At 70.9% G+C, this 11,698-nt stretch carries 9 protein-coding genes; 5 read left to right on the forward strand and 4 right to left on the reverse strand.

Annotated elements, in window-relative coordinates:
- Positions 1 to 161: 161 nt before the first annotated feature.
- A complete protein-coding gene (locus WG212_RS12620; RefSeq protein WP_337187452.1) occupies positions 162 to 1,361 on the reverse strand; it encodes a cytochrome P450 in 1,200 nt (399 codons plus the stop codon).
- 108 nt (positions 1,362 to 1,469) lie between these two features.
- On the opposite strand from WG212_RS12620, the gene WG212_RS12625 reads away from it, so the two are divergent.
- Positions 1,470 to 2,042 carry a LemA family protein gene (locus WG212_RS12625; protein WP_337187453.1) on the forward strand — a complete coding sequence of 191 codons (573 nt, stop codon included), beginning with the start codon at positions 1,470 to 1,472 and terminating at the stop codon, positions 2,040 to 2,042.
- A gap of 89 nt (positions 2,043 to 2,131) precedes the next feature.
- Positions 2,132 to 3,253 carry a DUF3137 domain-containing protein gene (locus WG212_RS12630; protein ID WP_337187454.1) on the forward strand — a complete coding sequence of 374 codons (1,122 nt, stop codon included), beginning with the start codon at positions 2,132 to 2,134 and terminating at the stop codon, positions 3,251 to 3,253.
- A 164-nt stretch (positions 3,254 to 3,417) separates the two neighbouring features.
- On the opposite strand, the gene WG212_RS12635 is transcribed toward WG212_RS12630, so the two are convergent.
- Positions 3,418 to 4,548: a zinc-binding dehydrogenase gene (locus WG212_RS12635; RefSeq protein ID WP_337187455.1), complete on the reverse strand. Its 1,131-nt coding sequence runs from the start codon at positions 4,546 to 4,548 to the stop codon at positions 3,418 to 3,420.
- Between the two features lie 595 nt (positions 4,549 to 5,143).
- On the opposite strand from WG212_RS12635, the gene WG212_RS12640 reads away from it, so the two are divergent.
- Positions 5,144 to 6,598 carry an HWE histidine kinase domain-containing protein gene (locus WG212_RS12640; RefSeq protein ID WP_337187456.1) on the forward strand — a complete coding sequence of 485 codons (1,455 nt, stop codon included), beginning with the start codon at positions 5,144 to 5,146 and terminating at the stop codon, positions 6,596 to 6,598.
- Positions 6,599 to 6,673: 75 nt separating this feature from the next.
- Positions 6,674 to 7,183, forward strand: a complete 510-nt coding sequence (locus WG212_RS12645; protein WP_337187457.1) for an FKBP-type peptidyl-prolyl cis-trans isomerase — start codon at positions 6,674 to 6,676, stop codon at positions 7,181 to 7,183.
- A 95-nt stretch (positions 7,184 to 7,278) separates the two neighbouring features.
- Here the strand turns inward: WG212_RS12645 and WG212_RS12650 are convergent, their stop codons facing one another.
- Complete coding sequence (locus tag WG212_RS12650) at positions 7,279 to 8,028, reverse strand: hypothetical protein (RefSeq protein ID WP_337187458.1); 750 nt, start codon at positions 8,026 to 8,028, stop codon at positions 7,279 to 7,281.
- A gap of 302 nt (positions 8,029 to 8,330) precedes the next feature.
- On the opposite strand from WG212_RS12650, the gene WG212_RS12655 reads away from it, so the two are divergent.
- On the forward strand, positions 8,331 to 10,118 hold the full coding sequence (locus WG212_RS12655) for a long-chain-acyl-CoA synthetase (RefSeq protein ID WP_337187459.1): 1,788 nt from the start codon (positions 8,331 to 8,333) through the stop codon (positions 10,116 to 10,118).
- Positions 10,119 to 10,128: 10 nt separating this feature from the next.
- Here the strand turns inward: WG212_RS12655 and WG212_RS12660 are convergent, their stop codons facing one another.
- Positions 10,129 to 11,622, reverse strand: coding sequence for a PAS domain-containing protein (locus WG212_RS12660; RefSeq protein WP_337187460.1), 1,494 nt, complete (start codon positions 11,620 to 11,622; stop codon positions 10,129 to 10,131).
- Positions 11,623 to 11,698 lie beyond the last annotated feature (76 nt).

Consider the following 11,698-nt stretch of genomic DNA (forward strand, 5'->3'; position numbering starts at 1 on the left):
GCGGAATCGCAGCGTTGCCTTCCGCGCCTTTCCGCGTCTTCCGCGGTTCTTCAAACTTGGACGGCGCCGCTTCGCGGCCTCGCAGGACTGGCCGCTGGCGCCGTCTGCACGTTCGTGTTTTTCGTGTGGGTTCGTGGCTGAAACCCACGGCGCGCAGGGGCTCAGGCCGCGCGGAACCGGACCGGCATCGCCTTCGGCCCCGAGATGAAGTTCGACGGCAGCCATTCCACCGGCGCGGCCAGCTCGAAGTCCTTCATCCGCGTCAGCACCTCGCGCAGCATGGCGTCGATCTCGATGCGGGCGATGTGCTGGCCCAGGCAGCCGTGCGGCCCCGTGCCGAAGGCGATGTGCGGATTGTCCGTCCGCGACAGGTCCAGCACCTCGGGCCGCTCGAAGACGGCCGGGTCGCGGTTCGCCGCCCCGAAGTACATGACCACCTTGTCACCCTCGCGGATCGCCTGGCCGCCCAGCTCGGTGTCGCGCCTGGCGGTCCGGCGCATGTAGATCACCGGGCTGGTCCAGCGCAGCAGCTCCTCGCGCGCCGCCGGCAGCCGCGCCTCCAGGTCGGCCATCAGCCAGGCGTGCTGGTCCGGGTTCTCCATCAGGGCCAGCAGCCCGCCGGACAGCAGGTTCCGGGTCGTGTCCCCGCCCGCGTCCACCAGCAGCAGGAAGAACAAGAGGAACTCCATGTCCTCCAGCCGCCGCCCGTCCACCTCGCAGGCCAGCAGCTTCGAGGCCAGGTCGTCGCCCGGCCGCGCCCGCTTCTCGGCGATCACCTTGCCGCCGTACTCGAACATCTTCATCACCGCCTGGCCGCCGGCGCCGGGCGGCAGCGCCTCGGGCGCGGTGTGGATGATCTCGGTCAGCTTGTAGAGCTCGCGCCCGTCGTCCAGCGGCAGGCCCATCAGCTCGGCGATGACGAACGACGGCATCTCGCCCGCCACCTGGTCCACGAAGTCGCATTCGCCCTTCGCGATGACGGCGTCCACGATCTGCCTGGCCAGCTCCTGGATGCGCGCCTGCCGCAGCCGCGCCGACGGCTCGGTGAACTCGGAGCGGATGAGCTTGCGGAACGCCGTGTGCTCGGGCGGGTCCATCATCAGCATCATCTTGTAGGGGCCGAACGCCGCCGCCTCGGACGCCGGATCCTGGATCATGATGGTGGGCTCTGACGAAAAGGTCTGGAAGTCGCGGTCCACCGCCCAGACGTCGGCGTGGCGGGTGACGGCCCAGAAGCCTCTCCGTCCAGGCCCGTCCGGCTCGTCGTGCCAGCGCACTGGGGCGTGCTCGCGCAGCCAGCCGAACTGGCCGTGGGGCTGGCCGCCGTCGAAGCTCGCGGGCGAGAGGAGATCAATCCGCATGGCCGTGTCCCCCGTATCTGCTTCCGCATGGGTTTCCCGGATTGGACGTGCTTGACCGCGGGTCACGCAAGTCCGCCAAATGGGGCCGAGGGCGTGGAGGGCTTCGGAATGAATCTCGTGGTGTTGATCGCGGCCGGCGTCGTCGTCTTCGCGCTCTATGGCTGGTACGTCACCATCGTCACCCGCCGGAACAAGGTGGCCGAAGCGCTCTCGGGCATCGACGTCCAGCTCTCCCAGCGCCACGAGCTGATCCCCAACGTGCTGGCCATCGCCAAGCGGTTCCTGGCGCACGAGCAGGGCCTGCTGGCCGATATCGCCCGCCTGCGCACCACTGGCCAGGAGCGGATCGGCGCCACCGATCCGGCCGCCATCGCCGAGAAGTTCGCCGCCGAGAACCAGCTCTCGGCCGGTCTCGGCCGCCTGTTCGCCGTGGCCGAGGGCTATCCCGAGCTGAAGAGCGACGCGGTGATGGTCCGCGCCCAGGCGACCTACCAGGAGGTCGAGACCAACGTCGCCGCCGCCCGCCGCTTCTACAACTCCTCGGTCACCGACCTGCGCAACGCCTGCCAGATCTTCCCGGGCCAGCTCGTGGCGGCCCTGGCCGGGGTGGGCCCGTTGCCGCCCTTCTTCGAGGCTCCTGCCGAGTATCGCGGCGCGGTCAACGCCGCCGACCACCTGTGAACGGCCGGTCGGCCCGTGGGGGGGCAGGCGGCGGGGCAGGCGGGGAGGCCGGTCGCGCGCCAGGTCGTGCTCTGGCGCTCGTCCTGCTCGTGGCGGCGCTGGCCTGGGCGGCGATCCTGTTCGGGGCCGTGAGACAGCAGCCGGGATGGGAAGGCTGGGTGTCGGGCCTGTTCGGCGGCGGCTTCATGGCGCTGCTGATCGCCGCCGCCGGCGCCTGGGGCGTGCTGTTCACCCTCCGTCGCGCGCGAGGGACCGCCGCCGGCTCGCCACAGCTCTTCCTGGCCGAGGGCGAACTGGCCCAGGTCCTGGCCGAACTGGAAGAGGTGCGCGAGAGCACGAAGCAGCAGATCCACGCCGGCGCGCTCTGGCGCATTCCCGTCTGCGTCGTGGGCGTCATCGTCCTCTGGGCGCTGGGACAGACGGGCGACGACCCGCCGGACGCCTTCGACCTGATCCTCTTCATGGGCGGCGCCGTGCTGGCCGGCTACGCCTGGGCCGCCTGGACCCTCTCCGAGGCCTACCGGCGGCTCTACAAGGCGCGCGTGCTGCCCAGGATCGCCGCCGACTTCGGCGCGCTCACCTGGCGCCACGCCCAGCCGCCGCTGGACGAATACCGCCGTCACCGCCTCTTCCCCGACTGGGATTCCGCCTTCGCCGAGGACGAGATCCACGGCGAGTATCGCGGCCTGCCGCTGTCGATCATCGAACTCAAGCTGATCCGCGGCTCGGGCAAGAACCGGCGCACGGTGTTCAATGGCCTGGCCGCGGCCGTCACCCTGCCGCGCGGCCTCTCGGGAACGACGGTCGTGGTTCCCGACAAGGGCATGTTCGGCAACCTGGCCGAGCGCCTGCGGGGCGGCCCGTGCCAGCAGGTGCGCCTCGAGGATCCGGCCTTCGAGAAGGCGTACGAGGTCTACGCCTCGGACCAGATCTCGGCCCGCGCCCTGCTGACGCCGGCGTTCATGGAGCGCTTCCTGGCGATGGCGGCGTCGGGCCGCTTCGGCGCGCCGGCGGCCCTGCTCCAGGACAATCGGCTGATCGTGGCCCTGGCCTCCACCAGCGGTCGCAACCTCTTCGAGCCGCCCAGCTACCGCAAGCCGGCCGCCGCCCGCGAAGCGTTGACCCAGCTCCACGACGACATCGAGGCCGTGTTGCGCGCCGCCGACGCGGTCATCGACCTGGACCAGGCCGCGCGCCTCCAGCCGCGCTGACGCCCCGCAGCTTCAGCGTGCCGCTTCGGGCCAGCCGGCTGGCCCGGCCCTTGCTGCAGGAGACGCCGGAGCCGCGACGGAATGTCATTCCGGAACAGCTTCCCCGCCAACACACTCGGCCGGACGGAACCCTTGACCGTCCGGCCGTTTCTTTTCCGCCGGCCTCAGAGGCCCTTAGTCGGGACGATCAGGTACTTCGAGCCCGTGCTCTTGGCCTGATAGGCGCGGATCACCTCGGGTTCCAGCACCTGGGCCAGGCCGATCTCGGCGGTGTAGTGGCTGGCGAACGTGGTCTTCAGTTCGTCGGCGACCCGCTGGCGAAGCCGCTGCGCCCCCGCCGGTCCCAGCTTGGCCAGGAACGGCGTCAGCAGCCAGCCGCCCAGGCCCCAGGTGAGGCCGTAGTTGCGGGCCAGTTCCGTGGGGCGCGTGTCCAGCGAACCGTAGATGTAGACCTGCTTGTAGGTGCTGGAGCCGTAGCGGCTGTAGGCGTCGGCCTTGGCGCTGGCCGCGACCTCCATCGCCGAGAGGATCTGGCTGGCCAGCTTGCCGCCGCCGATGGCGTCGAACGCGAGCGTCGCCCCGGTCTCCGAGATGGCGGCCGTCAACGCGTCCTGGAAGTCGGGCGCGGTCGAATCGACCACGTGCTTCGCGCCCGCGTCGGTGAGGATCTTCGCCTGCTCGGCGCTGCGCACGACATTCACCAGCGACACGCCGTCCTTCAGGCAGATCCGGTTCAGCATCTGGCCCAGGTTCGAGGCCGCCGCGGTGTGGACCAGGGCCGTGTGGTTCTCCTGCCGCATGGTCTCCACCATGCCCAGGGCCGTCAGCGGGTTGACGAAGCAGGAGGCCCCCTCCGCCGAGGTGGCGCCCGCCGGGAGGGGCAGGACGTCGGCCGCCTTCACCGTCCGGTACTGGGCGTAGAGCGCCCCGCCCAGCAGCGCCACGCGCTTGCCGACCAGCGCCTGGGCGGCCGGGTCTGAACCGGCGGCGATCACCTCGCCCGCGCCCTCGTTGCCGACCGGCATCGACTGGCCCAGGCGCGCGCCCAGCGCCTTCAGGAACGGTTGCGGCACCCTGGCGGTGGTCACGCCGTCCTTCTGCGCCAGGGTGGAGAGGTCGGCCGGCCCCAGCAGCAGGCCCAGGTCCGAGGGGTTGAGCGGGGACGCCTCGACGCGCACCAGCACCTCGTCGGCCTTCGGCGGATCGACCGGTGTGTCGGCGAGCCTTAGCTCCAGCACGCCGTCCGGCGTGATGAGCGAGCGCAGTTGCAGTCCCGATTGCGGAATTCCGGCCATATGGGCGTCCCCCTGATTTTACGGTGTCAGCCATCGCAGATGGCCGCCCGCGCGCAGGATGCCAAGGGCCTGGGTGCAAGAAAGACGGGATTCGCGCGGAAGCGGGAAAAAGCCCGCAAGCAGGCCCGGAAGCAAGAAAGGCGACCCTTTCGGGCCGCCTCTGCCGCTTCATCAGATCCGCACGGACCCGAAGGTCCGGAAGCGCTGCGGGGGCCCCACGCCCCGACGGGGACTTGCATCCGCCGCCGTTGGCCAACCTCATCCTCCAAAAGCGGCCTGTGGACAAGTCCGCACGCCCGTGAGGCGATTGTTTCACCCATCTTGTTGCGGCCACGCCACGCCCCGAAAAGGCCCCATTCCGGACCTTCCGCGAACACAGGCGGCGCGCTTACTGCAGGCCGTCGGCTGGCCCGCATCCGGTCCGGATCCTGAACAGCCCCCCCAGCCCCCCAGACCGGGCGCCCGGTCAGCCGACGCCCCGCCCGCAAGCCGACGTCCCGCCGCGTCCGGCGAACTTCCCCGCAAATCCCGGTGGCCGTAAGGTTGCCCTTGCCGTTTTTCCGCGAGGGCGGAATAACTTTGCTCTCGAACGAGCATGCGTGGATACACAGTGGGCGGGCGTGACAGCGAGCCTTCGCGCGACGGGATGGTGGCGTCCGAGGCGGCGCTGACAGCATTGACCCAGGCTCCGCTGGGCATCGCGATCTTCGACCGCGACATGCGCTACCTGGCGGCCTCCAGCCAGTATCTCACCGATCAGGGCCTCCCGCCGGACACGCGCTTCTTGGGACGCGTCCACTACGACCTGTTCCCGGACATTCCCCGGAAGTGGCGCGACATCCACGCCCGCGTCATCCGCGAGGGCGTGGAGTTTCGCCACGAGGCCGACCTCCACGAGCCGGCGGGCGGCGGCGCCCAATGGATACGCTGGCTCGCCGCGCCCTGGCGCGATCCCTCGGGCGCGGTCGGCGGCCTCATCCTCTATACCGAGGTGGCGACCGTTCGGGTCGAGGCTCAGCGGCGCATCGAGGCGGCCGAGGCGCGCTACCGCGCCGTGTTCGACCAGGCGGCGATGGGCGTGGCCCTGGTGGCGCCGGACGGAACCTTCCTGGAGGTGAACGACCGCTTCTGCGAGATCTGCCGCCGCCCGCGCGCGAACCTCATGGGTCTCAGGTTCCACGACATCACCCATCCCGACGACCTCGATGCCGACCTCGACCTCGCCGATGCCCTCCTGGCGGGCGAGACCCGCTCCTTCAGCATGGAGAAGCGCTACGTCGATGCGGCGGGCGAGCCGGTGTGGGTCGAACTCACGGCCTCGCTCGTGCGTACGCCGGACGACACCCCGGACTACTTCGTCTCGGTCATCGCCGACATCGGCGCCCGGAAGCAGGCCCAGGCGGCGCAGCAGCGCTATCAGGACCAGCTCCGGCTGATGATCAACGAACTGAACCATCGCGTGAAGAACACCCTGGCCACCGTCCAGTCGATGGCCGCCCAGACGCTGCGCGCCGAGTCCGATCCGTCGGCCGCCTACGGCAAGTTCGAGGCCCGGCTCATGGGCCTGTCCGAGGTCCATGCGGTGCTGACGCGCGAGAAGTGGCACGGCGCCGACCTGCGCGAGGTGGCCCAGCGGGCGTTGACACCGTTCGGCCAGGCCTCGGGCGAGGTCTCGGCCGACGGGCCTGACGTCTGGCTCACGCCGGGCGCGGCCCTCACGATGGCCCTTGTGTTCCACGAACTGGCGACCAACGCCGTCAAGTACGGGGCCCTCTCGCGAGCGGGCGGGCGCGTGGAGATCACCTGGCGGGCCGACGGCGAGCCTGCCCGTCTCAAGCTGCGCTGGCGCGAACGGGGCGGACCGCCGGTAGCGTCCCCGACCCGGCGGGGGTTCGGCTCGCGGCTCATCGAGCGGGCCCTGGCCGGCGATCTCCAGGGTCGGGCGGTCATGACCTTCGCGCCGGAGGGCCTGGACTGTGACCTCGAGGCCGTGGTGTCGGGGCCGCCCGACATGCCGGGGATCGAGGAGCGGACCCTGGACGATATGTAGCCCGCGCCGGAAGCAACCTGGGACAGCCGGCGGGGAGGGCGCTACCACCGGCGTACAGACAACTTCGGGCCCGCCATGATTCCCAAGCCGATCCGTCCCGTTCTCGGCGCGCTCGCCGCCCTCGCGGCCGGCGCCTGCGCCACGACGCCGGCCTCGCGGCCCGTGACCTATTCCGGGACGCCTCAGGAACAGTGGGTTCAGGGCCAACGCGCCTACGAGGCTTGGAGCGCGGCCCGTCCGGGCTGGAAGGTCACGGAGTCGGGCCTGCAATATCGTCGCCTGAAGGCCGCGGGCGCCGCCGCGCCGCGGCCCGCGCCGGACGCCACGGTGACGATCCACTACGTCGGCCGCTTCATCGACGGCCGCGAGTTCGACTCCTCGCGCCGGCGCGGCCAGCCGGCCACGTTCCCCCTGCCGCAGCTCATCCGCGGCTGGCAGGAAGGCGTGCCCATGATGCGCGTGGGCGAGGTCTGGACGTTCGTGATCCCCGCGACCCTCGCCTATGGCGAGCGTAGTCGGGATCCCATCCCGCCCGGCAGCACCCTGTTGTTCGAGATCGAGCTTCTCGACGTTCCCGGGGCCTGACGCGGGGCTGGCGCGCCTGCGCGCGAAGTGGACGCCGCTCAAGCGAAACGGCGCCCCCTCTCCGGGGCGCCGTCCCTGTCCCGGTCAGCGCCGCCTCAGAGCGGCGGGGTGACGTCCGGCGTCGGGGTGGGGTCCGCCGGATTGACCGGGTTGACGGGTTGCGGGACCGGTTCCGCCTGGACGGGCGGCGTCTGTGGGATCGGCGGGGCCGCGTCTTCCACGGGCGGCGGGGCCGCCACCGAGTCGGGGTTCAGCGTCGTATAGGGTTGCGGTCCGTCGGGCAGCACGGACGACGCCGAGGCGTCCAACCCGCTCTCGTTCACGCTGGGCGCCGCGGCCGGCGCCGCGGGGCGCGTGCGCGCGACGGGGGCCGGCCGCGCCGGAACCGGGTCGTTCACCGCGGGCGGGGCCATCTCGGGGGGCGAGATGGCGGGGGTCGCGATGTCGGCCGCGGCCGGCGCCATCGGGGGCAGAGGCGCGGGGGCGATCGGCGCGGTGGCCACTTCGAGCGCGGCGGTGTCGCTGGGGGCGATCTCGGGGATGCCGCCGTCGCGGGTCATGAACCAGCCGGCGGCGCCCAGCGCCACGAGGCCGGCGACGCCGGCGGTCAGCGCCACGGGCGCGGTCGAGCTGCGTTGGGCCGACTTGCGGGCCCGAGCGGGCGCATCGGCGGGCTCATGGATCGCCGAAGCCTCGGTGGCCATCGGCGCCGAAGCCGCCGTTTTACGGCCCAGGCCGGGGCGGCGCTTGCGGTTACGGTCCCAGATCGGCTGGGCCGCGAACATCACGCCCTCGCTGTCGGTCACCGAATTCGCGCCGTCGGGGCGGGTATATTCCATCGACATGACTATCCCTCCAGGACTGTGTCGACAAATTCAAACGGAGTTACTGGACGTCGGTTCCAGAACGTACCGAACGGGACTCCAGATCCCTGGAGATTGGGATTCAATACATGCGTCTGCTTGACCGTAGTGGTCGAAAACCCGGCGGAAAGTCGACTTCTGGCGGCCGCAATTGTGGTCGTGCTTGCGACACCTCGCCGATGTCAGCGATCGCGTTCGATCGGTCGGAAGCCACCAACCCGAACGGCGCCGCTTGACCGCCCCGACCGGCGCTCGCCAAGCTGACCATCCGACGGGAGGTGCGGATGCGGTTCAGGGCCAGGCTCAAGCGCGACTGGCGATTCTGGCAGGGGCTCAATCGGACGCTGAAGCGGGTGAAGTCCATCGCCCGCGACAGCGGCGACCTGCTCTGCGACGACCTCCAGGCGGCGGTCGACCGCTGGCGGAACGAGCGGGCCCTGACGTTCGAGGGCCGCACGCTCACCTATGGCGAGATGGACGCCATGGCCAACCGGTACGCCCACTGGGCGAAAGGGCTCGGCCTGCGGCGCGGCCAGACGGTGGCGCTCTTCATGCCCAACCGGCTGGAATACTTCCCCATCTGGTACGGCCTCACCAAGGTGGGCGTGGTCACCGCGCTCATCAACAACCAGCTCGCCGGGCAGCCGCTGGCCCACTGTCTCGACATCTCGGGCGCCGCGCACGTGATCGTCGATCCTGAGACCTCGCCGGTCTTCGAGCAGGTGCGGGGCGGGCTGGAGCGGCCCATGCAGCAGTGGGTGCTGGGCTCCGCCCACGGCGACCAGCGCGACCTCGTCCAGGCGCTCAAGAGCTGTAGCCAGCTTCCGCCCGACCGCTCGGTGCGAGAGGACATGACTGCCGCCGACACGGCGCTGCTGATCTACACCTCGGGGACGACGGGCCTGCCCAAGGCCGCCCGCATCACCCACATGCGGGCCCAGCTCTACATGCGCGGCTTCGCCGGGGCGACGGGGGCCACGGCGAAGGACCGCATCTATGTGGCCCTGCCGCTCTACCACGCGACCGGCGGCCTCTGCGCCCTGGGCGCGGCCCTGCTCAACGGCGGCTCGGTGGTCCTGCGGCGCAAGTTCTCGGCCAGCCATTTCTGGAAGGAGATCGTGGCCGAGGGCTGCACCATGTTCGTCTACATCGGCGAGCTGTGCCGCTACCTGGTCAACCATGAGCCCGATGAGGACGAGACCCGTCACAAGATCCGGCTCGCGTTCGGCAACGGCCTGCGGCCGGACGTCTGGCCGAAGCTGAAGCAGCGTTTCCGAATTCCCGACGTCCTGGAATTCTATGGCTCCACCGAGGGCAACGTCAGCCTGTTCAACTTCGACGGCAAGGAGGGGGCCATCGGCCGCGTGCCGAAGTGGATGCGCGGCAAGGTCAACATCCGCCTCGTCCAGTACGACGTCGAGGCCGAGAGCGTGATCCGCGGGACCGACGGCCTCTGCATCGAGTGCGGGCCGGGGCAGGTGGGCCAGTGCATCGGCAAGATCGCCGGCGACGCCCGGACCGAGTTCACCGGCTATCTCGACCGCGCCGCCTCCGAGAAGAAGATCATCCAGAACGTGCTGGCGCGCGGCGACGCCTGGTTCGCCACCGGCGACCTGATGAAGATGGATTCCGAGGGCTATTTCTATTTCGTCGACCGCATCGGCGACACCTTCCGCTGGAAGGGCGAGAACGTGTCGACCGGCGAGGTGGCCGAGCGCCTCTCCACCTTCCCCGGCGTCGAGGAGGCCAACGTCTACGGCGTCGAGGTGGAAGGTGCCGACGGCCGCGCCGGCATGGCGGCCCTGGTGGTCGAGGGCGCCTTCGACGCCAAGGCGTTTGGCGACCACGTGGCCCGGGAGCTGCCGCCGTACGCCCAGCCCCTGTTCGTCCGCCTCCTGCCCCGCCTGGACACCACCGGCACCTTCAAGCTCCGCAAGGTCGACCTGGTCGAGGAGGGCTACGATCCGGCCCGGATCAAGGGGCCGCTCTACTTCCACGACCCGAAGAAGGGCTACATCCGGCTCACCAAGGCCGTTTTCGACCGTCTCGCCGCGGGAGCGATCAAGGTCTGAGCGACCGGCCTCAGTCGGCCTCCAGCGGCAGCTCGATCCGGCAGACCATTCCGCCGGCCGCCAGCGTCAGGACCGCCCGCCCGCCGAGCTGGCCCGCCAGGCTGCGCTCGATCAGCCGCCAGCCGAAGCCGCGCCGAATCGTCGCCGTCGCCGGTCGCGGCCCGCCGTGCTCGCGCCAGGCCAGGGCGAGGCGTGCGTCGGCCACGGTCCAGGTCGCCTCGACCCGCCCTTCGGGCGTGCTCAGCGCGCCGTGCTTGGCGGCGTTGGTGGCCAGTTCGTGGAACACCAGGCCCAGCGCCACCGCCTCGGCCGGCGACAGCGCCACGGCCCGCCCCGCCAGCCGGAAGCGCCCGGCGCCGTAGGGCGCCAGTTCCGAGCGCAGCACGTCGGCCAGGCTCGCGCTCTCCCAGCCCGCCGCGGTCAGCAGGTTGTGCGTGTTCGACAGCGCCAGCAGCCGCGCCTCGAACGCGATCCGGAACGCCGCGGGATCGGGGGTCGCCCGCGCCGTCTGGCGCGCGATGGCCTGCACCGTCGCGAGGGTGTTCTTCACCCGGTGGTTCAGTTCGTCGATCAGCAGCTTCTGCTGGCGCTCGGCCAGCACGCGGTCGGTGATGTCGCTGCCCTCCACGAACACGCCCGTCACCTCGCCGCCGGCGCCCAGGACCGGCTGGTAGACGAAGTCCACGAACCGCTCCTCCAGCGTCCCGTCCGACGTCCGCTGCAGGCGCGCGGGCATGGCGCGGCCGATATAGGGCCGGCGGCTCTCCATCACGCCGCGCAACAGTGCGGTGAAGCCCTGGTCGCGCAGCTCGGGCAGGGCGTCGTCGACGGTCAGGCCGATGACCGGCCGGTCGCCGACCAGTCGCATATAGGCGTGATTGGCCAGCACGAACCTCAGGTCGGGACCCTCCAGCATCGCCATGAATCCCGGCGCCTGCATGAACAGCGCCCTGAGGTCCTGGGCCTCGCCCAGCAGCACCCGGTGCGCGGCCTCCACCTCCATCACCCGCTGCAGGATGTCCTTCTCGCCCGGCTCCGGCTCCGAAAGCCCGAACGCCATGTCCTTCAGGCGCGCCAGCCCCGTGACGTCCACGGTGTTCTGCACGATGAACTGCGTGCGCCCGGCGGCGTCGGTCAGCGGCGTATGCACGACCGTCCAGTAGCGCATCTCCATCCCGCCGCCGCGGTGCTCGGGCCGGGCGATGGGATAGGGCAGGAGGCCCAGGGTGTCGCTTCGTCCCGTGGCCAGCACATGCTGGAGCGACGCCCGCAACCGCTCGCCGTTCTCCCCCGGCTCGGGGAACAGCTCGAACACGGGCCGTCCCACCATCGCCTCGCGCGGCCGCTCGACCACGGCGCAATAGGCCGCGTTCGCCTCCACCATCCGCAGGTCGCGGTCCACGACCATGTAGGGGCTGGGCAGGGCGGCGAAGAGGCTGCGGAAATCTATGGCGGAGCGTGGAACGTCGTCGTTCTCGGCCGCGTCGGCGTCGTCCACGCGCATTCAGGGTATCCGTGCTTGCCCGGCGGCAACGCTCGGCGATCACGCCCGTTCCCGCGACCGCACGGGAAAGCCGCGC

The sequence above is a fragment of the Phenylobacterium sp. genome (genome assembly GCF_037189685.1).
GTDB lineage: Bacteria > Pseudomonadota > Alphaproteobacteria > Caulobacterales > Caulobacteraceae > Phenylobacterium.

What these genes read in the sequence shown, in the direction of transcription:
- WG212_RS12620 (WP_337187452.1), bottom strand. Translation starts at nt 1,361, where the DNA reads ATGCGGATTGATCTCCTCTCGCCCGCGAGCTTCGACGGCGGCCAGCCC.
- WG212_RS12625 (WP_337187453.1), top strand. Translation starts at nt 1,470, where the DNA reads ATGAATCTCGTGGTGTTGATCGCGGCCGGCGTCGTCGTCTTCGCGCTC.
- WG212_RS12635 (WP_337187455.1), bottom strand. Translation starts at nt 4,548, where the DNA reads ATGGCCGGAATTCCGCAATCGGGACTGCAACTGCGCTCGCTCATCACG.
- WG212_RS12640 (WP_337187456.1), top strand. Translation starts at nt 5,144, where the DNA reads ATGCGTGGATACACAGTGGGCGGGCGTGACAGCGAGCCTTCGCGCGAC.
- WG212_RS12645 (WP_337187457.1), top strand. Translation starts at nt 6,674, where the DNA reads ATGATTCCCAAGCCGATCCGTCCCGTTCTCGGCGCGCTCGCCGCCCTC.
- WG212_RS12650 (WP_337187458.1), bottom strand. Translation starts at nt 8,028, where the DNA reads ATGTCGATGGAATATACCCGCCCCGACGGCGCGAATTCGGTGACCGAC.
- WG212_RS12655 (WP_337187459.1), top strand. Translation starts at nt 8,331, where the DNA reads ATGCGGTTCAGGGCCAGGCTCAAGCGCGACTGGCGATTCTGGCAGGGG.
- WG212_RS12660 (WP_337187460.1), bottom strand. Translation starts at nt 11,622, where the DNA reads ATGCGCGTGGACGACGCCGACGCGGCCGAGAACGACGACGTTCCACGC.